Origin of the sequence: Streptomyces sp. JJ38 (genome assembly GCF_019303475.1) — a bacterium.
In the GTDB taxonomy this organism is placed as follows: Bacteria; Actinomycetota; Actinomycetes; order Streptomycetales; family Streptomycetaceae; genus Streptomyces.
Map to the genome: position 1 here is coordinate 1 of NZ_JABLSI010000059.1, position 20,636 is coordinate 20,636.

At 71.4% G+C, this 20,636-nt stretch carries 17 protein-coding genes, 2 pseudogenes and 2 riboswitches; of the genes and pseudogenes, 12 read left to right on the plus strand and 7 right to left on the minus strand.

All coding sequences use genetic code 11. From position 1 onward, the window contains the following. The 3 genes and pseudogenes from HPT28_RS23790 to HPT28_RS23800 all read right to left on the minus strand — a co-directional run. Window positions 1-195: pseudogene (locus HPT28_RS23790) on the minus strand (S8 family peptidase); the annotation flags it as partial. 364 nt (window positions 196-559) lie between these two features. Then, window positions 560-1,099 carry an Asp23/Gls24 family envelope stress response protein gene (locus tag HPT28_RS23795; RefSeq protein WP_219093444.1) on the minus strand — a complete coding sequence of 180 codons (540 nt, stop codon included), beginning with the start codon at window positions 1,097-1,099 and terminating at the stop codon, window positions 560-562. A gap of 214 nt (window positions 1,100-1,313) precedes the next feature. After that, on the minus strand, window positions 1,314-2,282 hold the full coding sequence (locus HPT28_RS23800) for a TrmB family transcriptional regulator (protein WP_219093447.1): 969 nt from the start codon (window positions 2,280-2,282) through the stop codon (window positions 1,314-1,316). A 264-nt stretch (window positions 2,283-2,546) separates the two neighbouring features. Here HPT28_RS23800 and HPT28_RS23805 point away from each other — a divergent pair, with 264 nt between their 5' ends. Then, window positions 2,547-4,319: a M14 family zinc carboxypeptidase gene (locus HPT28_RS23805; protein ID WP_308119481.1), complete on the plus strand. Its 1,773-nt coding sequence runs from the start codon at window positions 2,547-2,549 to the stop codon at window positions 4,317-4,319. A gap of 192 nt (window positions 4,320-4,511) precedes the next feature. On the opposite strand, the gene HPT28_RS23810 is transcribed toward HPT28_RS23805, so the two are convergent. After that, window positions 4,512-4,910, minus strand: coding sequence for a cupin domain-containing protein (locus tag HPT28_RS23810; protein WP_219093449.1), 399 nt, complete (start codon window positions 4,908-4,910; stop codon window positions 4,512-4,514). A gap of 52 nt (window positions 4,911-4,962) precedes the next feature. On the opposite strand from HPT28_RS23810, the gene HPT28_RS23815 reads away from it, so the two are divergent. Next, window positions 4,963-5,937 carry a GlxA family transcriptional regulator gene (locus HPT28_RS23815; RefSeq protein ID WP_219093451.1) on the plus strand — a complete coding sequence of 325 codons (975 nt, stop codon included), beginning with the start codon at window positions 4,963-4,965 and terminating at the stop codon, window positions 5,935-5,937. A 141-nt stretch (window positions 5,938-6,078) separates the two neighbouring features. Here the strand turns inward: HPT28_RS23815 and HPT28_RS23820 are convergent, their stop codons facing one another. Continuing rightward, on the minus strand, window positions 6,079-7,086 hold the full coding sequence (locus HPT28_RS23820; protein ID WP_219093454.1) for a GlxA family transcriptional regulator: 1,008 nt from the start codon (window positions 7,084-7,086) through the stop codon (window positions 6,079-6,081). Between the two features lie 53 nt (window positions 7,087-7,139). Here HPT28_RS23820 and HPT28_RS23825 point away from each other — a divergent pair, with 53 nt between their 5' ends. Beyond that, complete coding sequence (locus tag HPT28_RS23825; protein ID WP_257579330.1) at window positions 7,140-7,793, plus strand: HD domain-containing protein; 654 nt, start codon at window positions 7,140-7,142, stop codon at window positions 7,791-7,793. 133 nt (window positions 7,794-7,926) lie between these two features. On the opposite strand, the gene HPT28_RS23830 is transcribed toward HPT28_RS23825, so the two are convergent. After that, the gene (locus HPT28_RS23830; protein ID WP_219093460.1) at window positions 7,927-9,000 is read right to left on the minus strand and encodes a S9 family peptidase; all 1,074 of its coding nucleotides are present in this window, start codon (window positions 8,998-9,000) and stop codon (window positions 7,927-7,929) included. Between the two features lie 86 nt (window positions 9,001-9,086). Here HPT28_RS23830 and HPT28_RS23835 point away from each other — a divergent pair, with 86 nt between their 5' ends. The 6 genes from HPT28_RS23835 to nrdF all read left to right on the plus strand — a co-directional run bounded on the left by HPT28_RS23835 (window position 9,087) and on the right by nrdF (window position 17,672). Next, the gene (locus HPT28_RS23835) at window positions 9,087-9,728 is read left to right on the plus strand and encodes a GNAT family N-acetyltransferase (RefSeq protein ID WP_308119484.1); all 642 of its coding nucleotides are present in this window, start codon (window positions 9,087-9,089) and stop codon (window positions 9,726-9,728) included. Continuing rightward, window positions 9,725-10,636 carry a PaaX family transcriptional regulator C-terminal domain-containing protein gene (locus HPT28_RS23840; protein ID WP_219093465.1) on the plus strand — a complete coding sequence of 304 codons (912 nt, stop codon included), beginning with the start codon at window positions 9,725-9,727 and terminating at the stop codon, window positions 10,634-10,636. Before HPT28_RS23835 ends, HPT28_RS23840 begins: the two co-directional genes overlap by 4 nt. A 13-nt stretch (window positions 10,637-10,649) precedes the next feature. Further along, window positions 10,650-10,843, plus strand: a riboswitch (cobalamin riboswitch). Between the two features lie 180 nt (window positions 10,844-11,023). Then, on the plus strand, window positions 11,024-13,342 hold the full coding sequence (gene metE, locus HPT28_RS23845) for a 5-methyltetrahydropteroyltriglutamate--homocysteine S-methyltransferase (RefSeq protein ID WP_219093468.1): 2,319 nt from the start codon (window positions 11,024-11,026) through the stop codon (window positions 13,340-13,342). A 255-nt stretch (window positions 13,343-13,597) separates the two neighbouring features. After that, a riboswitch (cobalamin riboswitch) is annotated at window positions 13,598-13,828 on the plus strand. Between the two features lie 171 nt (window positions 13,829-13,999). Continuing rightward, on the plus strand, window positions 14,000-14,440 hold the full coding sequence (nrdI, locus tag HPT28_RS23850; RefSeq protein ID WP_219093471.1) for a class Ib ribonucleoside-diphosphate reductase assembly flavoprotein NrdI: 441 nt from the start codon (window positions 14,000-14,002) through the stop codon (window positions 14,438-14,440). A 74-nt stretch (window positions 14,441-14,514) separates the two neighbouring features. Next, window positions 14,515-16,605, plus strand: a complete 2,091-nt coding sequence (gene nrdE / locus HPT28_RS23855; protein WP_257579335.1) for a class 1b ribonucleoside-diphosphate reductase subunit alpha — start codon at window positions 14,515-14,517, stop codon at window positions 16,603-16,605. Between the two features lie 32 nt (window positions 16,606-16,637). After that, complete coding sequence (nrdF, locus tag HPT28_RS23860; RefSeq protein ID WP_219093477.1) at window positions 16,638-17,672, plus strand: class 1b ribonucleoside-diphosphate reductase subunit beta; 1,035 nt, start codon at window positions 16,638-16,640, stop codon at window positions 17,670-17,672. Between the two features lie 150 nt (window positions 17,673-17,822). On the opposite strand, the pseudogene HPT28_RS23865 reads toward nrdF, so the two are convergent. Beyond that, window positions 17,823-18,302: pseudogene (locus HPT28_RS23865) on the minus strand (ATP-binding domain-containing protein); the annotation flags it as partial. 636 nt (window positions 18,303-18,938) lie between these two features. Here HPT28_RS23865 and HPT28_RS23870 point away from each other — a divergent pair. The 3 genes from HPT28_RS23870 to HPT28_RS23880 are packed head-to-tail and all read left to right on the plus strand — an operon-like array spanning window position 18,939 to window position 20,566. Beyond that, complete coding sequence (locus HPT28_RS23870; RefSeq protein WP_219093479.1) at window positions 18,939-19,205, plus strand: hypothetical protein; 267 nt, start codon at window positions 18,939-18,941, stop codon at window positions 19,203-19,205. Beyond that, window positions 19,174-19,701 (plus strand): DUF6879 family protein, encoded by a 528-nt coding sequence (locus HPT28_RS23875; protein WP_219093481.1) that lies wholly within the window; start codon window positions 19,174-19,176, stop codon window positions 19,699-19,701. The genes HPT28_RS23870 and HPT28_RS23875 overlap by 32 nt, the downstream gene beginning before the upstream one ends. 16 nt (window positions 19,702-19,717) lie before the next feature. Continuing rightward, the gene (locus HPT28_RS23880; RefSeq protein WP_219093483.1) at window positions 19,718-20,566 is read left to right on the plus strand and encodes a helix-turn-helix transcriptional regulator; all 849 of its coding nucleotides are present in this window, start codon (window positions 19,718-19,720) and stop codon (window positions 20,564-20,566) included. The last annotated feature ends 70 nt before the right edge of the window (window positions 20,567-20,636 follow it).

Consider the following 20,636-nt stretch of genomic DNA (forward strand, 5'->3'; position numbering starts at 1 on the left):
GGCGTCCGGCGCACCCGCCTTGAGGGTGACGATGTACTGGTCCTTGATCGCACCCGGAGCACCGGCGTTGACGATCTGGCCTTCCGGCTCGTCGGCCGCCGCGGGGAGCGCGACTCCGACACTCATCGCGACCGCCGCGGCACCCGCCACGGCCACGGCCGACCATCTGCGCTTGGGGGAACGCATCGCTGCCATTGAGAGATCCTTCTCGTTGGTGGTGCGCTGATGAGAGATCAGCCGGACGCGGACATGTCATCCGCGCCGACAGCCGAAAGGTTTGCGGAACCATAGGAATCACACAAGGGGTGTGCCGCTACTTCATGCATCTGTCACACCTGAGTCACCTCATATGCCCTTGAAGACCGGCAATTCAGGCTCTTATCCCCCATCGCGGACCACCATGAAGCCCACCGAAAGGGACCCTTCGGTATACGACCCGGAGGGCCGCACAGGGCGTCCGAGCAGGCCCGCGGACGCGACGCGCCCGGACGCGGGGGCAGTCGGCAGCGTCCTCCGCCAACTCCACCGCGCCCGGGCGCCGTTCACCGCGGCGCTGCGGTCAGGACACGCGCGGCGCCTCCACCCGCTCGTCCGGCTCCTCGTCGGGCAGGTGCACGTCCCCGACGGCGATGTTGACCTCGACGACCTCCAGCCCCGTCATCCGCTCGACGGCCGCGATCACGTTCTCCCGCACGTCGTGCGCCACGTCGGGGATCGGCACCCCGTACTCCACGACGATGTCCAGGTCCAGCGCCGTCTGCCGCTCGCCGACCTCGACCTTCACGCCGCGAGCCACGTTCGGACGGCCGCCGGGCACGCGGTCGCGCACCGCTCCCAGCGTCCGGGCCAGACCGCCGCCGAGCGCGTACACACCCGGAACCTCGCGTGCCGCCATGCCCGCGATCTTCTCCACGACGCTGTCGGCGATGGACGTCCTGCCCCGGGGGCCGACGAGCTCGGTCGCCGAACCGGTCGTCCCCACCCTCGTGGTGGTGACGGTGCGGGCCTCTCCCCCGGCACCCGGCGCGCCGTCGATCCGCTCGTCCGCCTGCTCGGGCGAGGACTGCGGGGCGCTGACAGTGGAAGACTTGGCAGCCATTCGAAATCTCCTCTGCGTCGATCCTTGCCTCTGGACCATGCTTCCCCTCCTCAGCCCCCGCGTACGGCCGATCGGCCCGCGAAATCCGTGAATTTTCGACAGACTTGGCGAGAAGCCCGGGCAGGAGAGCGCCGTGCGGGAGCGGGTGGCGGACGCCGCGAGAGCGGCAACGGGGCCCGGGGCCGGGCGTCGGCGTCCGCCGGCGAGCGAACCGCTAGATCCAGCCGCGGCGCGCCGCCTGCACGCCCGCCTGGAAGCGCGTCTCCACCCCGAGCTCGGCCATCAGCTCGGTGAGCCGACGGCCCACGGTCCGCTCGGTGACGCCCAGGGCCCGGGCGATGGTGCGGTCCTTCAGCCCCGAGGCGAGCAGGGACAGCAGCTCGCGGTCCCGCCCCGTCGGGCCGCACTCGGCCTGCCGGGCGCCCACCGGTGTGGCCCGCGCCCACAACTGCTCGAAGCAGCAGACCAGCACGTCAATGAGGGCGGACCCATGGACGAGCAGCCGCATGCCCGGGTCCGGCTCGGTGTAGGAGACGGGCAGCATCGCCGTCGAGCGATCGGCCACGACCAGCTTCAGCGTCACTCCGGGGAGGATCCTGGCCTGCTCGCCCGCCTCGGTGCAGCGCCGCATGGCCTCCAGCGTCTCCGGCGAGTCCAGCGCCTCGCGCGAGTAGACGCACCGGTAGGCCACGCCCGCCGCCAGCCGGTTGAGTTCGAGGTCGTTCGGGTTGCCGTGCCCGCCGCCGATGTACGGGGGTGCGTCGACGGCGATGACCTCCTCCCGCGCCTGCAACTGGATGCGGGCCACCGCCGCCAGCACGGCGTCCTCGCCGTCGAGCAGCTCCACCACGGGCTGGCCCCGCCCGGCGCGCCGCGACCCGGCGCGCAACCGGTCCGCCAGCTCCTCGACGTGCGAGCGCATCCGGGCCAGCTCGCCGCGCCGGTGGTCGATGAGCGCCGCCAGCGACTCGTCCGGCGGGACGGCGGCGTAGACGGCCGGGGTGAAGCCTAGCTGCTGGACGAGCCCGGCCTCCAGGAGCCGCTGGAGGGAGGGCAGGAGCCCGGCCGCCGGGACGCCGAGATGCTCGCCCAGCTCCTCCGCCGTCGCCCGCTTCAGGTCGAGCAGGCCGAGGTACGCGTCGTTCTCGGTGCGGCCGAAGCCGACCGGCTCCAACAGGAACACGTGTACCTCCCGGCGCCGACGGGGCCGCCGGGCGCGACCGGACTTTAGGACCGCTCTCGAGTCACCGTCAAGAGTGCGTTTCGCGCTGTATTTCCCGGTTCTTCGGTACCGGAACCGGACAATGTCCGGGATCGGAAGCGCACGCGCATTCACAGACCGGGCACCCCTGGCCAATCCTGGCCCCTGGCCCTTGTGGTCATCAGGCACCTCGTCGTCGTACGGCGGTTCCCAACCCCGCCGTCCCCCACGTTGAATGAGGTTTACGTGCGTAAGAAAACGACCCTCTGGCTGGTCGCGGCCGCCACGACGGCCGCGCTCGCGGCCGGCACCGGCTACGGCGTCGCCGCTCCGCCGCCCGACAGACCCGCAGCGGCCGAGGACGACCGCGCCTACGTCTACCGCGTCCACGACGGCGCCCACGCGGCGGAGAGCGCGCTCGCCGGCTTCGACCTGATCGAAGACCGCGACGGGGACGACCTGTTCGTCCTCGGTGACGCCGGCACCGCGAAAGACCTCAAGGCGGCCGGGCTGAAGGCCACCGTCGAGCAGAAGCTGACCCCGGCCCCCTGGGAGCCGCCCAAGCGCAGTGGGCAGGCCCCGCGCCTGACGGCCGAGGTGGCCGAGGAGACCTACTACGGCGGCTACCGCACGGTGAACGCCCAGTACGCCCACCTCGACCAGGTCGCCGCGGACCACTCCTCCCTGGCCACCGTCTTCGACGTCGGGGACTCCTGGCGCAAGGCCACCGGCCGCTCCGGCGGCTACGACCTCAAGGCCATATGCCTCACCAAGAAGCAGTCCGGCGACTGCCAGCTGAACCCGAACTCCTCCAAGCCGCGTCTGTTCGTCCAGGCCCAGGTCCACGCCCGTGAGCTGTCCACCGGCGAGATGGCCTACCGCTGGATCGACTACCTGACCGACGGCTACGGCAGCGACGCGACGGCCACCGAGATCCTGGACACCCGCGAGGTCTGGGTCGTGCCGATCGGCAACCCCGACGGCGTCGACATGGTCCAGCAGGGCTTCATGGGCGGGCCCAGTGGGCAGCAGTGGCACCGCAAGAACGCCAACCACACCCACAGCAACGGCTGTTCCGAAGGCTCCTACGGCGGTGAGGGTATCGACCTCAACCGCAACAACGGCAGCCACTGGGGCGGAGCCGGCACCAGCTCGAACCCGTGCTCCAAGGTCTACAAGGGCCCCTCCGCGGACTCCGAGGTCGAGACACAGGCCCTGCACGCGCTCTACCGCGACCTGTTCCCGGACACCCGCCCCACCGGTGACCACGCCGCCGCCGACCCCGACACCCAGGGCATGTTCATCACCATCCACAGCTACTCGAACATGGTGCTGTTCCCCTGGGGCTTCGACTCCTCCGTCGAGACCGGCAACGACACCGCGATGCGGGCCATGGCCCAGGACATGGCGAACCTGGCCGGCGGCTGGGAGTACGGCCAGCCCGGCGAGATCCTCTACAACGCCAGCGGCAGCCACGACGACTGGGCCTACGACGACCTCGGCGTCCCCAGCTTCACCTGGGAGGTCGGCCCCTCCGGCGGCTCCTGCGGCGGCTTCCACCCCAGCTACTCCTGCCAGAACACGTTCTGGAACCAGGTCAAGCCCATGCTGGTCTACGCGGCCGAGCACGCCGAGAACCCCTACGGCGGCGGCGACACGCCCCCGCCCTCGGACTGCAGCGTCACCAACGGCACGAACCTCAGCATCCCCGACAACGGTTCGGCCGTCACCAGCAGCATCGAGGTCTCGGGCTGCGGCGGCACCGCGTCGAGCGCCAGCACCGTCGAGGTGCACGTCGAGCACACGTGGCGCGGTGACCTCGTCGTCGACCTGATCGCCCCCGACGGCAGCACCTACCCGCTCAAGAGCGCCAACGGCAACGACAGCTCCGACGACATCCACGAGACCTACACGGTCGACCTGTCCGGCGAGGCCCGCGACGGTACCTGGAAGCTCCGCCTCCAGGACACCGCCTGGTACGACACGGGCTACCTCGACACCTGGACCCTCTCGCTCTGATTCCCGCCCACCCCCCACCCGCCCGGGCCCGGCACGCGCTGCCGGGCCCGGGCCCTCGGCCACCGTCTCCCGTTCGCCACGCCCCACGTCCCCCGCCCCCTCGCTCAGCAGTGCCCATCTTCCCACCGGGCGACGTCCCAGAGCGGGCGGCCTGCGGCGAGGGGTGCGTCCCGCGGGGCGAGGGCGCGACCGTCAGGCCGGAGGGGTGCCCGTCGTGGAGGTGATGTGCCCGGGAACCTCCCCCGCGTAGTCGCCCGTGGTGAGCGTCCCCGTCGGCTCCAGCAGCATCAGCGTCGCGCCGCCCTCGGACACGGGGCGGTGCTCCACGCCCCGGGGTACGACGAAGACGTCGTTCCGCCTCATCCGCACCACGGACTCCGCCCCGCCTGCGCTCTCCCGGAGCCGGATGTCGAGTGCGCCGTCCAGGACGACGAACAGCTCGTCGGTGTCGGCGTGCGCGTGCCAGACGTACTCGCCCCGCACCTTGGCGACGCGCACGTCCCAGTCGTTGACGCGGGTCACGATGCGCGGGTGCCACAGATCGTCGAAGGAGGCCAGGACGCGGTCGATGTTCCGCGGTTCAGAAGTCATGCGCCCATGCTCACCGTTGCCCTTCCGGGCAGGCCAGTGAGAAGAATCGCGTATGTCGAAAGAATCCTCTCAGGCCCGTCCGCATCGCGTCGTGGCGCTGGTCGACGACAACTCCAACCCCTTCGAGGTCGCCTGCGCGACCGAGGTGTTCGGCATCCACCGGCCGGAGGTTGGCGGGCTGCTCTACGACTTCCGGCTCTGCGCCCGGCGCGGCCGGGTGCCGATGCGCCAGGGCTTCTTCTCGATGACCGACGTCGCCGACCTCGCCGCCGTCGACACCGCGGACACCCTCATCGTCCCGAACCGGCCCGACACCGGCACCCCGAAGCCGCCGGACGTGCTGGCCGCCATCGCCCGCGCCCACCGGCGCGGGGCCCGGGTCATCGGCCTGTGCAGCGGCGCTTTCACCCTCGCGGAGGCGGGCGTCCTCGCCGGCCGCCGCGCCACGGTGCACTGGATGTGGGCCGAGGAGTTCCGGCACCGCTACCCGGACGTCACCGTGGACGAGGAGGTGCTCTACGTCGACGACGGCGACATCCTCACCTCGGCCGGCAGCGCCGCGGCCCTCGACCTCGCCCTCCACGTCGTCGCCCTCGACCACGGCGCCGAGGTTGCCGCGGCCGTCGCCCGCCGGCTCGTCTTCGCCGCCCACCGCCCCGGCGGCCAGAGCCAGTTCATCGCTCGGCCCATCCCCCGGGACCGCGGCACCGCGCTCGGCTCCGCGCTTGAATGGGCCGAGCGGCACGCCGCGGAGCCCATCGGCGTCCGCGCCATCGCCCGGCACGCCGGCCTGAGCCCGGCCACCCTGCACCGCCGGTTCCGCGACGAGCTCGGCTGCACCCCGCTCGCCTGGCTCACCGGCGTCCGGCTCCGGCACGCGCGCCGCCTGCTGGAGACCACGACGCTGCCCATCGAGCGGATAGCCCGGGCCAGCGGCCTCGGTACGACGGCGAGCCTGCGCAGCCGCCTCGCCGCCGAGACCGGCCTCACGCCCACCGCCTACCGCCGCCACTTCCGCCGGGCCTGACCCGCGGGCCGGTTCGGGACGCCCCGGGGGCGGCGCCGTCCGGGGTCAGTGCGCCGGTGTCGGGATGGCCGACCCCGCCGCCGTGGTCCGCACCGACCGCTGAAGCCGCGCGGCGCCGGGGAAACCCCGGCCCCGGCCCCCTCACCGCCCCCGGGTGCGCGGCGGAACGAACGCCGCGCGATACGCGGTGGGTGACGTCCCCAGGGCCCGCCGGAAGTGCAGCCGCAGGTTGGACGGGCTGCCCAGCCCGCACCGCCCGGCCACCTGGTCGACCGTGAGCCCGGTGGTCTCCAGCAGCTCCCGGGCCCGGTCGATGCGGGCCGCGAGCAACCACCGCAGCGGCGTGGTGCCGGACTCGGCGGCGAAGTGCCGGGCGAAGGTGCGGGGTGCCATGTGCGCGTGCGCCGCGAGCCGACGCACCGTCAGTGGTTCGTGCAGGTGGTCCAGCGCCCACTGCCGGGTGGCCGCGAGCGTACCGCCGTCCGCGTTCTCGGCCAGCGGGCGCCTGATGTACTGCGCCTGCCCGCCGTCGCGGTGCGGCGCGGCGACCATCGTCCGCGCGACCTCGTTCGCCGCTGCCGCCCCCAGATCCCGCCGCACCAGATGCAGGCACAGGTCGATACCGGCCGCGACGCCGGCCGACGTCAGCACCCGCCCCTCGTCCACGTACAGCACCCGGGCATCCACCGACACCCTCGGATGCCGCTCCGCCAGCTCGTCGGCGTACAGCCAGTGCGTCGTCGCCGTGCACCCGTCCAGGACCCCCGCGGCGGCCAGGGCGAACGCGCCGGTACAGACGGACACCAGGCGGCACCCCCGGGCATGGGCCTCGGCCAGGGCGCCGAGCACGTCGGCGGGCAGTTCGCGCAGGTGCGGCGCGTACCCCGGCACGACCACGGTGTCCGCCCGCCGCACCGCTTCCAGCCCGGCGGCCGCCGTCAGGTCGAAGCCCGACGATGTCGGCACCGGCCCCGCCGTCCGCCCGCACAGCGTCATCTCGTACCCCTCGGCCGGCAAGGCGGTGAACACCTGGACGGGTATGCCCAGGTCCAAAGCCAGCACGCCGTCCAGCGCCAGCACCGCGACCCGGTGCGGCACGGCACCACCGGAACCGGCCCTCGCGCCGACCGTGGCAGTTTCCTCTCGCATAGCGGCAATCCTGCCACTGTCGCGCGCGGGCGCCTCCACCGAGCATGAAGGCCATGACCGACACGAATCCCACGGCCGTCCCACCGCTCCCCGACTCCCCCGTCGCCCGGAACGCCCTCGCGCTCGTGCGCCGGACGGAGTCCCCGGCAACCGCCAACCACAGTGTGCGCAGCGCCCTGTTCGCGCACCTGCTGGCCGACCACCGGGGCGCCCGGCCCGGCCACGACTACGATCCCGAACTGCTCTTCCTCGCCTGTGTCCTGCATGACATCGGCCTGACCGAGGCCGGCGACCGCCACCAGCGGTTCGAGGTGGACGGCGCGGACCTGGCCGCCGAGTTCCTCACCCGGGAGGGTCTGTCCTCGGCCGACGTCGACGCCGTCTGGGAGGCCATCGCCCTGCACACCTCCACGGGCATCGCCGAGCGGCGCGGCACCCTGTGCGCGCTGGTGCACTGGGGTATCGGTATGGATTTCGGCATGGACACGGACTTCGTCAGCGACGCGACCGGCGCCGCGATCCACACCGCCCACCCACGGATGTCCATGGCCACCAGCCTCGCCGACGAGATCACCGCCCAGGCCCGTCGGCGCCCGGAGAAGGCCCCTCTTTTCTCCATCACGGCCGAACTGCTGCGAGAGCGCTCCACACCACCGCACACCACCCAGCTGGAAGCCCATGCCAGTGCCGGACGCTGGGGCAACTGACACCGCGCCGACGCGGGCCTGAGCGTCGGCGTCGACGAGCGGCACCGCGCGGCGCGGGCGCGCGGTGGCCACTGTCCGGCCCCGCCCGCGGCCCCCGCACGGGCGGGGCCGGCTCCCGGGCCCGCCCCGGCGTTCACGGCTGCGTCGCCCTGGTGCCGAGAGAGGCCAGGAACTCCCGCTGGTCGGTGAGGAAACCCTCGGCGAACAGCCCGCGGGGGGCGAACAGCCCGGTGAGGGTGAGGCGGATCGACGAGCCCTCGACGTCGTGCCGCAGCAGGCTGTGGGAGGCGTCGGAGTAGTGGGCGACGCGCAGTTCGGGGCCGGGGAGCAGCCGTCGGTAGACGGCCTCCGTCTCGGCGGTGTCGACGTTCAGGTCGTGTCCGGCGAGCACCAGCAGCACGGGGACGCCGCGCAGCGCCGGCAGGTCGGCTGCGGCGTCCGCGGTGTGGTTCCTGGAGACGAACCGCCAGCGGGCGGCCGTCATGTGGTCGGGACCGTCCACCGCGCGGACGTACTCCTGGTGGGACGCGTCGCGCCGGAGCAGGTCCAGCACGGTCTGGCGCCGGCGCAGGGCGGCGGCGGTCTCGGCGGCGGAGGCGCCGCCCTCGCGCAGCTCGGCGAGGAGGTTGTAGCGGCCCTGCCGGTGCCAGTTGACGGCGGGTGAGACCGCGATGACGAACCGCACCCCCGGTTCCCGGGCGGCGATCTTGGGAAGGACCCAGCCCGCCTGGCTCGCACCCCACAGCCCGATGCGACCGCGGTCGACGTCCGGCTGGTCGCGGGCCCAGGCGATGGCGTCGGCGGCCTCGTCGGCCCGGTCGTCCATGGTCTGGTCGAGCCAGTCTCCCGGAGCGCCGCCCACGCCGGGTTTGTTCCACGACAGCGAGGCGTACCCGGCGCGGGCGAGGGATTCCCAGATCGGCCGGTAGAAGGTGTCGTGGGTCGCGTCGACCGGCCCGTCCCCGTGGACGAAGACCACCAGGGGATACGGCCCCTCCCCCTGCGGAGGCAGGGCCAGCACCCCGTCGAGGACTCGGCCGCCGTGGCGGATGGTCACCGCCCGCTCCCGCAGGTCGTAGCTGTGCTGCCAGACCACGACGCCACCCAGGCTCGCGGCCAGGACCGCCAGTGCGGCCGCCGTCGCCAGCAGGGTCCGTACCACCTTCCGACGCCGCGTCGACGTCCCGCGCTTCGGTCTCGTCCGCATCTCCGACCCCCCGTAACTATCGCGACATGAACGCTCGTTCTGAAAATGAACGTACTATGATCGTACAGTCAGTGCGAGGAGGAAGAGTGGACACAGGAGTCGTCATCCGGCGCGGCGTGCCGCGCGGAGCCGAGGAACGCGTCGCCGAGTTGTACTGGGAGGCTTTCGGCCGCAAGCTCGGCGCCGCCCTGGGCCCCGCCGAACGCGGCCGCGCGTTCGTCGCCGCCCACCTCCACCACGACCGCGGCGCCGTCGCCCTCGCCCCGGACGGCCGCGTCGTCGCCGTGGCCGGTTACCAGCTCGACGGACGCGCGCTGACCGGCGGCGACACAGGCGACGTCCTCTCCGCCTACGGGCTCCTCCGCGGCCTGCCCCGGCTCGCTCTCCTGGCCCTGCTCGAACGCACCCCGCAGCCCGGCGAGCTGGTCATGGACGGCATCGCCGTCGACCCCGCCCACCGGGGCACGGGCATCGGCGGCCTCCTCCTGACGGAGATCGCGGCCCTCGCCGCCGAACGCGGCTGCACCCGGGTCCGGCTGGACGTCATCGACGTCAACCCACGCGCCCGTGCCCTCTACGAGCGGCATGGATTCGTCGGCGTACACACCGAGCGGACGCCGTACCTCAAACGCCTGATGGGCTTCGGTGCCGTGACGACGATGCACCGCCCCGTCCCGGCACACCCGGCCGGCGACGCGCCCGGAAGCGCCCAGGAGCGGCGGCGATGACCGAAAGCCCCGCGGCAGCCCCGTCGGAGCCCGCCCCGCCCCAGATCAGCACGCGGACCCTGGTGTTCGCACTCCTCCGCGAGGACGGCACCGTCGACGCCGGCGAGCTCTACACCGTCGCCGGCGCCCTCGCCATGACCGACCAGCAGGTCAGGCTCTGCGTCAAACGCCTCGTCGCCGAGGGCCGGTTCACCCAGGAGGGCCGGGGCCGCAAGGCAGTGCTGCGCGCGACCGCCGACCCCACCGGCGCCATCGCGCCGGAGGTCGAGTACGTCCGCCACGCCTACGAGCAGGACCGGGGGCTCGCCCCCTGGGACGGCACCTGGCACCTGTACGCCTTCGCCATCCCCGAAACCGCCCGGCAGGCCCGCGACGCCCTGCGCGACGCCCTCCTCCACCTGGGCGCGGCCCCGCTCCAGGGCGGCCTCTACGTCACCGCCAACGCGATCGGGCCCATCGTCGAGGCGCACGCCCGGCACCTCGACGTCCTCCCTTCCCTCACCCGTCTCACCACCCGGGACCTGCGCGTGGGCGACGAGGACGACCCCGCCCGGCTGGCCACCCTGCTCTGGCCGCTCCAGGCCGTCGCGGACCGCCACGAGGACCTCGCCGCCCTCGCCACCGCCCGGCTGGCCCGGCTGACCGGACCGGACCGGCCCACCCCGACCGAGCGGCTGACGTACGCGATCGAACTGGCCACGGCCTTCACCGCCGCCATGCGCCCCGACCCCCTGCTGCCCCCCGAGCTGCTGCCCCGCCCCTGGATCGGCACCCGCGCCCGCGCGCTGGCCGCCGAGTGCTGGGACGCCCTTCGCGAGGAGGACGACCACGCCCGCGGCGGCCTGCGCCTGTTCCGCCTCTACGACGACACCGCGAGCGACGCCCCCCTGCGCGACGACACCCCGTAGGCTGACCGCAGCAGCTGGTTCGCCCCGTCCGCCAGGCGGGGTGTCGCAAGAGGGAACCCGGTGGGAATCCGGGACTGCCCCGCAGCGGTGAGCGGGAACGACCGCCGTCACACGCACTGGGTCCGACGTACCGGGCCTGGGAAGCGACGGCCAGTAGGTGTCCTCCGGACGGGAGGGCGTGCCCGCGAGTCCGAAGACCTGCCAACTGCCCGCGCGCGGACCGTTCCGTGCGCGGACATCCCGGTGACCTCGAGGGCGGGTCGGCGCACACCAGACGGAACGACCGTGCTCTTCCCGCACGAGATCGTCGCCGTCGGGTTCGTCTCTCCTTCGCGCTCTCGTCCCGTCTCCGGGATCTCAGGGAACCATCTCGCGAAGGAGATCTCCGTGACAGCGAAGTCCGCAGCCGCGGCAGCACGGGCCACCGTGTACGGCTACCCCCGCCAGGGTCACCACCGGGAACTCAAGAAGGCCGTCGAGGGCTACTGGAAGGGCCGCGTCACCGCCGACGCCCTCCACGACACCGCCGCCGCGCTCCGGCGGTCCAACTGGCGGGACCTCGTGGACGCCGGCGTCCACGAGGTCCCGACCGGCGACTTCTCGTACTACGACCATGTCCTGGACACCACCGTCATGGTGGGCGCGATTCCCGAGCGGCACCGCGCCGCCGTCGACGCCGACGCGACCGACGGCTACTTCGCCATGGCCCGCGGCACCCAGGAGGCCGCGCCCCTGGAGATGACCAAGTGGTTCGACACCAACTACCACTACCTGGTCCCCGAGCTGGGCCCGGACACCGTCTTCACCGCCGACTCCACCCAGCGGGTCGCCGAGCTGAAGGAAGCCCTGGCCCAGGGTCTGGCGGCCCGGCCGGTGCTGGTCGGCCCCGTCACGTACCTCCTGCTCGCCAAGCCCGCCCCCGGCGTGCCCGCCGACTTCGAGCCGCTCACCCTCCTGGACCGGCTGCTGCCCGTCTACGCGGAGGTCCTCGCCGACCTGCGCGCGGCCGGAGCCGAGTGGGTGCAGCTGGACGAGCCCGGCCTCGTACAGGACCGCACCCCGGCCGAGCTGAACGCCGCCGAACGCGCCTACCGGGAGCTCGGCTCCGTGACCGACCGGCCCAAGCTCCTCGTCGCCTCCTACTTCGACCGGCTCGGCGACGCCCTTCCCGTCCTCGCCAAGGCCCCGGTCGAGGGTCTCGCCCTGGACTTCACCGACGCGGCAGCCGCCAATCTGGACGCCCTGGCCGGCGTCGGCGGACTGCCGGGCAAACGTCTGGTCGCCGGCGTCGTCAACGGCCGCAACATCTGGATCAACGACCTGCGGAAGTCCCTCACCACACTCGGCACCCTGCTCGGGCTCGCCGACCGCGTCGACGTCGCCGCCTCCTGCTCCCTGCTGCACGTGCCGCTGGACACCGCCGCAGAGCGGGACGTCGACCCGCGGATCCTGCGCTGGCTGGCCTTCGCCAGGCAGAAGACCGCCGAGATCGTCACCCTCGCCAAGGGGCTCGCCCAGGGCGCCGACGCCATCACCGCCGAACTCGCCGCGAACCGCTCCGACCTCGCCTCCCGCGCGGCATCGCCGATCACCCGCGACCCGGCCGTGCGGGCGCGCTCCGAGGCCGTGACGGACCCCGAGGCCCGCCGTTCCCAGCCGTACGCCGAACGGGCCGCCGCCCAGCGCGCCCACCTCGGTCTGCCGCTGCTGCCGACGACGACCATCGGCTCCTTCCCGCAGACCACCGAACTGCGCACCGCCCGCGCCGACCTGCGCGCCGGACGCATCGACACCGCCGGGTACGAGGAGCGCATCAAGGCGGAGATCCGGGAGGTCGTCTCCTTCCAGGAGAAGACCGGCATCGACGTCCTCGTGCACGGCGAGCCCGAACGCAACGACATGGTCCAGTACTTCGCCGAACAGCTCACCGGATACCTCGCCACGCAGCACGGCTGGGTCCAGTCCTACGGCACCCGCCACGTCCGGCCTCCGATCCTCGTCGGCGACATCTCCCGGCCCGAGCCGATGACGGTCCGCTGGACGTCGTACGCGCAGTCGCTGAGCGACCGCCCGGTCAAGGGCATGCTCACCGGCCCGGTCACCATGCTCGCCTGGTCGTTCGTCCGCGACGACCAGCCCCTCGGTGACACCGCCCGCCAGGTCGCCCTCGCCCTGCGCGACGAGGTGAACGACCTGGAGGCGGCCGGCACCTCCGTCATCCAGGTCGACGAACCCGCCCTGCGCGAGACGCTGCCTCTGCGCACCGTCGACCGCCCCGCCTACCTCGCCTGGGCGACCGAGGCGTTCCGCCTCACCACCGCCGGCGTCCGCCCGGACACCCAGATCCACACGCACATGTGCTACGCCGAGTTCGGCGACATCGTCCAGGCCATCGACGATCTCGACGCCGACGTCATCAGCCTGGAGGCCGCCCGCTCCCACATGCAGGTCGCGCGGGAACTCGCGGCCCACGGCTACCCGCGCGAGGCCGGCCCCGGCGTCTACGACATCCACTCGCCGCGCGTCCCGAGCGTCGAGGAGGCCGCCGCGCTGCTGCGGACGGGGCTGAAGGCGATCCCGGCCGAGCGACTGTGGGTCAACCCCGACTGCGGTCTGAAGACCCGCGGCTGGCCGGAGACCCGGGCCTCCCTGGAGAACCTCGTCGCCGCCGCCCGCACGGTGCGGGGTGAGCTGCGCGCCTCCTGACCGAAGGGCCCGGTGGGGCCGGGGCGCCGCGAGCGTCCCGGCCCCACCGTCCGGCCCGCCGTCCGGCACCGCCGTCGGCCCGCCGTCCGGCACCGCCGTGAACGACGCGGAGGGGCCCCGAGTCGACGGGCACGCGCGGGGCGGAACGTACACCGGGGGTCGTTGTCCCACCGCGCCGACGCCGGAATGAGAGAGAGCCAACTTCCCCACGCGACACAACATCTGGCATGTGTCTGCTCACCCGAATCTAGATGTAGTGTTGGCGGTGCTGGTGGTTCGCCGGACACTCCTGTGTTCGGCGTCGTAAGAGGGAACCCGGTGAGAGACCGGGACTGCCCCGCAGCGGTGAGTGGGAACGACCGCCGTCACACGCACTGGGCCCGAGGAACGGGCCCGGGAAGCGACGGCCAGTAGGAGTCTCGTCCGACGTTGTTCGGATGGACGCGCCCGCGAGTCCGAAGACCTGCCACCGGCGCGTACGCCGGACAGCGGTGTGCGCGCTCCGAGGCCCCGAGGGAGGGCCAGGTGGCAGACGCACGGTCCCGGGTGAGGTGAACGGGTTCACCACCGCCCGGACTCCGGCCGTACGCACCCCGCCGCTCCTCCCTCCCGGTCCTCGGACGGAGACGGGAACGAGCGAGAGGGAGACGACGGCCGATGAGCGGTCTCGTGTATTTCTCCAGCGTCTCGGAGAACACCAGGCGCTTCGTGGCGAAGCTGGGCCTGCCGGCCACACGCATCCCCCTGCACCCGCAACGCGAGGGCATGCCACGGGTGACCGAGCCGTATGTGCTCATCACGCCGACCTACGGCGGCGGCGAACGAGCCGGCGCGGTACCGAAGCAAGTGGTCCGCTTTCTGAACGCCGAGGCCAACCGCGTGCTGCTGCGGGGAGTCATCGCCTCCGGCAACACCAACTTCGGCGCCGACTACTGCCTGGCCGGCCGGGTGATCTCGGCCAAGTGCGGGGTCCCGGAGCTGTACCGATTCGAACTGCTGGGCACGGACCGCGACGTCCGCGCCGTGAGGGAAGGGCTGCAAGAGTTTTGGACACGACACTCGTCAACCAGGCGGACGGCGGAGCGGCAGGCGACGTGAACACGCTCACCACAGCTGTCACGGTCCCCGCGGCCCAGCGGGAGTCGGTCGGCACGCGCAGGGACTACCACGCGCTGAACGCCATGCTGAACATGTACGACTGCGACGGCCGCATCCAGTTCGACAAGGACCGCGAGGCCGTCCGTCAGTACTTCCTCCAGCACGTCAACCCGAACACGGTGTGGTTCGGGACGCTGAAGGAGAAGATCGACTACCTCATCGGACACGACTACTACGAGGAAGCTCCGATCCGGCGCTACGCCTGGGGGTTCGTCGAGGACCTGTACCGCCGGGCGTACGCCCACGAGCACCGCTTCCGCACGTTCCTGGGCGCGTTCAAGTACTACACGTCGTACACGCTGAAGACCTTCGAAGGCTCCCGCTACCTGGAGCGCTACGAGGACCGGGTCGTCGCCACCGCGCTGTTCCTGGGCGCCGGCGACGAGGTGCTCGCGTCCCGCCTCGTGGACGAGATGATGACCGGCCGCTTCCAGCCGGCGACCCCGACCTTCCTCAACGCGGGCAAGGCCCAGCGCGGTGAGCTGGTCTCCTGCTTCCTCCTGCGGGTCGAGGACAACCTGGAGTCCATCGGCCGCGGCGTCAACTCCGCGCTCCAGCTCTCCAAGCGCGGCGGCGGCGTGGCGCTGCTGCTGACGAACCTGCGCGAGCAGGGCGCACCGATCAAGCGGATCGAGAACCAGTCGTCCGGTGTCGTGCCGGTGATGAAGCTGCTGGAGGACTCCTTCTCCTACGCCAACCAGCTCGGCGCACGGCAGGGCGCGGGCGCGGTGTACCTCCACGCACACCACCCGGACATCATGCGCTTCCTCGACACCAAGCGGGAGAACGCGGACGAGAAGATCCGCATCAAGACGCTCTCGCTCGGCGTGGTCGTCCCCGACGTCACCTTCGAGCTGGCCAAGCGCAACGAGGACATGCACCTGTTCTCGCCCTACGACGTCGAGCGGGAGTACGGGAAGCCGCTGTCGGACCTGTCCGTGAGCGAGCACTACGACGAGCTGGTCGCCAACCCGCGCGTCCGCAAGACGAGCCTGAGCGCCCGCGAGTTCTTCAAGACGATCGCGGAGCTGCAGTTCGAGTCGGGCTACCCGTACCTGCTCTTCGAGGACACGGTGAACCGGGCCAACCCGATCCCCGGCTGGATCAACATGTCCAACCTGTGCTCGGAGATCCTCCAGGTCAACACCCCCAGCACGTACGACGCCTCGCTCGGCTACGAGACCGTCGGCCAGGACGTCTCCTGCAACCTGGGCTCACTGAACATCGCCGCCGCGATGGCCTCCCCGGACCTCGGCGCGACCGTGGAGACGGCGGTGCGCGGCCTGACGTCCGTCTCCGACCAGTCACACATCGACGCCGTCCCGTCCGTGGCCCACGGCAACGACCTCTCCCACTCCATCGGCCTCGGCCAGATGAACCTGCACGGCTACCTCGCCTCGCAGCGCATCCACTACGGCAGCGAGGAGGGCGTCGACTTCACCAACATGTACTTCTACACCGTCGCCTACCACGCGCTGCGCGCCTCCAACAGGATCGCGATCGAACGCGGCACCGGCTTCGACGGCTTCGCGCGGAGCGCGTACGCCGACGGCTCGTACTTCGACAGGTACACCGAGCAGACGTGGCAGCCGGCCACCGAGCGGGTCCGCGCCCTGTTCGCCCACGCCGGCATCGCGCTGCCCACCCAGGACGACTGGCGTGAGCTGAAGCGGTCCGTGCAGGAGCACGGCATCTACAACCAGTACCTCCAGGCCGTGCCGCCGACGGGGTCCATCAGCTACATCAACGACTCGACCGCCTCCATCCACCCCGTCGCCTCGAAGGTGGAGATCCGCAAGGAGGGCAAGCTCGGCCGCGTCTACTACCCGGCGCCCCACATGGACAACGACAACCTGGAGTACTTCCAGGACGCGTACGAGATCGGCCCCGAGAAGATCATCGACACCTACGCGGCGGCCACGCAGCACGTCGACCAGGGCTTGAGCTGCACCCTGTTCTTCCGCGACACGGCCACCACCCGCGACCTGAACAGGGCGCAGATCCACGCCTGGCGCAAGGGCATCAAGACGCTCTACTACATCCGGCTGCGCCAGGAGGCCCTGGAAGGCACCGAGATCGAGAACTGTCTGTCCTGCTCCCTGTGACCACTCCTGCCCCAGACTGCGAGACGTCGACGATGACCACCACACCCGCCACCGCGCCCGCTCCCGTGACCGAAGCCTCGGTCACCCCTCCCTCCTACCGCCACGACCCGGCCGCCCGGCTGCGCCCGGTCAACTGGAACCGCGTCACCGACGAGAAGGACCTGGAGGTCTGGAACCGCCTCACCGCCAACTTCTGGCTGCCCGAGAAGGTCCCGCTCTCCAACGACCTGAGCGCCTGGCAGCAGCGCCTCAGCGCCGAGGAACGCACCCTCACCATGCGGGTGTTCACCGGCCTGACCCTGCTCGACACCGTGCAGGCCACCGTCGGCGAGATCGTCCAGATCCAGGACGCGCGCACCGAGCACGAGGAGGCGGTCTACACCAACATCGCCTTCATGCAGGCCGTGCACGCCCGCAGCTACTCCTCGGTGTTCTCCACGCTCTCCACCACCCCCGAGATCGACGACGCGTACCGCTGGGCGGTGGCCAACGACGTCCTCCAGCAGCGCTGCAAGACCGTCCTGGAGCACTACTACGGCGACGACCCGCTCAAGCGGAAAGTCGCCTCCACCCTGCTGTCGTCCCTGCTGCTGTACGCGGGCTTCTACCTGCCGCTGCACTTCTCCACACACGCCCTGCTCACCAACACGGCCGACATGGTCCGGCTGATCCTGCGCGACAAGGCGGTGCACGGCTACTACTCCGGCTACAAGTTCCAGCGCGGCCTGGAGCAGCGCACGGCAGCCGAGCAGGAGGAGATCCGCGGGTTCACGTACGACCTGCTGGAGGAGCTGTACCAACTGGAGCTCCAGTACTCGGGCGAGCTGTACGAGCCGCTCGGACTGATCGACGACGTGGCCGTCTTCGTCCGCTACAACGCCGACAAGGCGCTGATGAACCTGGGTTACCCGGCACGCTTCGGCGCGGACGAGACCGAGGTCAACCCGGAGATCCTCGCGGCGCTGTCGCCGGGCGCGGACGAGAACCACGACTTCTTCTCCGGCTCCGGCTCCTCCTACGTCATGGGCAAGGCCGAGGACACCGCCGACGACGACTGGGACTTCTAGAAGGGCTGCCCCGTCCGGCGGCCCAGGCGCCCCCGGCGTACCGCTCCCGCGCGGCGCCGTACCGGCGTAGCCTCGACGTCGGTCAGGCCGCCCAGCACGTCACCGTACTGGGCGGCCGTCGGCTCGGGCGACTCGTCGGCTCCGGCATGTTCACGACTTGCCCACACTGCCTTGTCGTGGATGGACGGTGACGCTGCACAGGCGCTTGGTGGCCCGGGTCAGGGCCACGTACAAGTCCCTCTCACCGCCAGGGCGGGCCGTGACGATCTCGTCGGGGTCCACGACCACGACGCCGTCGAACTCCAGGCCGCGCGCCTCGGACGCCGGCACGATGCGCGCGTGATGGGCGATGCCCTGGACCGTCAGCTCGCTCACCCTGCTGGCCGCGCAGATCACGCCCAGCAGCTCGCCCGGGTGCCCGGCGCTCTGGGCGCGGAGTTCCTGGACGACGGCGGCGACCAGCCCGTCCGCGGGTGTGGTCACGGTGCGAGGCCTCTCACCGCTGCGCAGTGACCGCGTGGGCACCTGCTCCGGAGCGATCCGCGCGAGCAGGTCCCGCACGCTTTCCAGGATCCCCTGCGTGGTGCGGTAGCTGACGGTCAGGTTGTGCAGTCTGAACCGCGGTCCGACAGTGTCGGCGCGGCGAGCGGCCTGGCCCCGCGAGCTGTCGGCCGTCGTCTTCGAGCCGCCGGGTGACCGCATGAGCGAGGGCACCACCGATCGAATAGCGATGAGCGCGACCGTGCGGCGTTGGAGGCCCTCTTCGAGCACTACGGCGTGAGCTTCGGCTCTGGGCGGGCTACGGGAATGGCGCGGTGCCCGTCGCACCAGCACAACACCCCGTCCCTGCCGGTCAAGACGATCCGCTTCCGCTGCCTCCAGGAGCCGACATCCGGCGGGGCTGGGCGACCGCCCCGCTCACCCCGCCGAACGCCAGGCCCTCGTCCTCCGCTACGGCGCGGATCTGCCGGACGACGATGCGGCCGCGCTGCAAGGAGTGACGGGCAGGGCGACGCGGTACCGGTGCGAGCGGGGTACCGGGAAGATCGCGGCGCACCTGAACGGCCACGGCTACGTGGACGGGCACAAGGAACGGGACGACGCGGCGGTGTGACCGCAGACGTGGGCCGAGTGACCCGCGGACTACAAATCCGCGTGAACAAGCCATCCTGACGCGAAGAGCGCCTCGCTCCCTTGACCCGGCATAGCCGCTCGGGAAGCGTCGCAACGCAAGAACCCGCAACCGACTTGGAACGGGAGGGCACCATGGCCCTAGAGTTCGTGGGAATCGACCCGGAGACCACCGGGGGCGGCTCGCCGACCGTGTGGGTGGAGGAAGAGACGGCCGACCTCGTCCTCCAGGGCGAGGAGGCTGACAAGTTGCTGAAGGCCCAGGTGAGCGATACGGAGTGGGTTGCCGGACACGACACGGGAATTCCCGCGCATGAGACGGTGATCCGCATTCCGGCCCGCATGGTGCCAACTCTGAGGGAGGCGTGTGATGTCGCAGAACGGCGTGCCGGACTTCGCTGAGCTGCTGCGGTCCGCCCAGCGCACCGCCGTCCACCTGGAGATGCGCGACGTCTACAGCGTCGGCGACGAGAAGGACAGCTTCGAGGAGTTCCTGCGGACCGGTCGGACTGATCTCGACCCCGATTCGTCGTTCTGGCAGGGCTGGACCCCACTGGTGCGCGAAACGGTCGCCAGGGGCGTCCAGATGCGCCGGGCCCGGATCGTCTCCGAGCCGGTGACCGATTACATCCGGTGGGAGCACGCCCTGACCGCGGTCAACGTCGCCGTTGGTGAGCAGGTCCGCTGGCTCCCCCGTCGTCTCGCCTCCGACATCGCCCTTCCCGGAAACGACCTGTGGCTGATCGACGACCGGCGGGTGATGTTCCACTGGTTCACCGGGGACGGCGACTGGGCAGGACATGAGTTCAACGAGGACCCCGACGTGGTGAGGATGGTCGTCGCCGCGTTCGAGGCTGTGTGGGAACGCGGCATCGACCACGAGAAGTTCACCGTCTGATCCCGCGTACGGCCCCATGCCCGCCTCCCCCTCGTCCAGCGCCCAGGCGGCGCGTGAAGCCCTCGCGAAGCGCTTGCAGCACCTTCGTCAGGACGCCGGCCTCACCGGAAAGGAGCTCTCCTCCCGGTGCGGCTGGCATCCGGCGAAGACGACCCGCATCCAAAAGGGCGAGGCCGCACCCTCCGACGCGGACATCAACGCCTGGTGTGCGGCCTGTGGAGCGGAGGACCAGACAGAGGATCTGATCGCCACGGCGCGGGCGGTCGACTCCATGTATGTGGAGTGGCGGCGCATCCACAAGAACGGCATGCGCAAGGTCCAGGAGGACTTCTACACTCTCCACGAGCAAGCGGCCGTATGCCGCGTGTACTGCTCCAACGCCGTTCCCGGGTTCTTCCAGACCGCCGACTTCGCCACCGCCCTCATGCAGTCGATCACCGACTTCCAGGGAACCCCCAACGACGTCGCCGAGGCCGTCGCCGCCCGTCTCGCCCGTAGTCGGTTCCTGTACGAGGGAGGCCACCGCTTCGTCGTGCTGTTGGAGGAGTGGGTTCTGCGCTCGCGGATCGGCGACCGGGTGACGATGGCAAACCAGCTCCGGCACCTGCTTGACGTCCTGCCACTGCCCTCGGTCTCGCTCGGTGTCATCCCCTTCACTGCCCAGCGCGTCATCCGGCCCCTGGAGGCGTTCTACGTCTTCGACGACGCCCACGCCGTGGTGGAGACCCTGACCGCCGAGATCAACATCAGGCAACCGCGCGAAATCGCCGACTACCGGACAGCGTTCGCCGAACTCGCGAGGATGGCCGTCTACGGCGACCACGCTCGCGCCCTCATCAACTCGGCGATCAGTGGCCTCAGATGACGTTCCGCAATAAACCGCAATTTCGTTGAGCCCGATCTCACGCCCTTCGTACGGTCGTTGACGTCGCCGG

Bases quoted from the DNA above. Each gene is read 5' to 3' on its own strand.
- HPT28_RS23825 (WP_257579330.1), top strand. From the start codon at position 7,140: ATGACCGACACGAATCCCACGGCCGTCCCACCGCTCCCCGACTCCCCC.
- nrdF (WP_219093477.1), top strand. From the start codon at position 16,638: ATGACCACCACACCCGCCACCGCGCCCGCTCCCGTGACCGAAGCCTCG.
- HPT28_RS23875 (WP_219093481.1), top strand. From the start codon at position 19,174: ATGTCGCAGAACGGCGTGCCGGACTTCGCTGAGCTGCTGCGGTCCGCC.
- HPT28_RS23795 (WP_219093444.1), bottom strand. From the start codon at position 1,099: ATGGCTGCCAAGTCTTCCACTGTCAGCGCCCCGCAGTCCTCGCCCGAG.
- HPT28_RS23815 (WP_219093451.1), top strand. From the start codon at position 4,963: ATGTCGAAAGAATCCTCTCAGGCCCGTCCGCATCGCGTCGTGGCGCTG.
- HPT28_RS23880 (WP_219093483.1), top strand. From the start codon at position 19,718: ATGCCCGCCTCCCCCTCGTCCAGCGCCCAGGCGGCGCGTGAAGCCCTC.
- HPT28_RS23820 (WP_219093454.1), bottom strand. From the start codon at position 7,086: ATGCGAGAGGAAACTGCCACGGTCGGCGCGAGGGCCGGTTCCGGTGGT.
- nrdI (WP_219093471.1), top strand. From the start codon at position 14,000: ATGAGCGGTCTCGTGTATTTCTCCAGCGTCTCGGAGAACACCAGGCGC.
- HPT28_RS23830 (WP_219093460.1), bottom strand. From the start codon at position 9,000: ATGCGGACGAGACCGAAGCGCGGGACGTCGACGCGGCGTCGGAAGGTG.
- HPT28_RS23840 (WP_219093465.1), top strand. From the start codon at position 9,725: ATGACCGAAAGCCCCGCGGCAGCCCCGTCGGAGCCCGCCCCGCCCCAG.
- HPT28_RS23810 (WP_219093449.1), bottom strand. From the start codon at position 4,910: ATGACTTCTGAACCGCGGAACATCGACCGCGTCCTGGCCTCCTTCGAC.
- HPT28_RS23870 (WP_219093479.1), top strand. From the start codon at position 18,939: ATGGCCCTAGAGTTCGTGGGAATCGACCCGGAGACCACCGGGGGCGGC.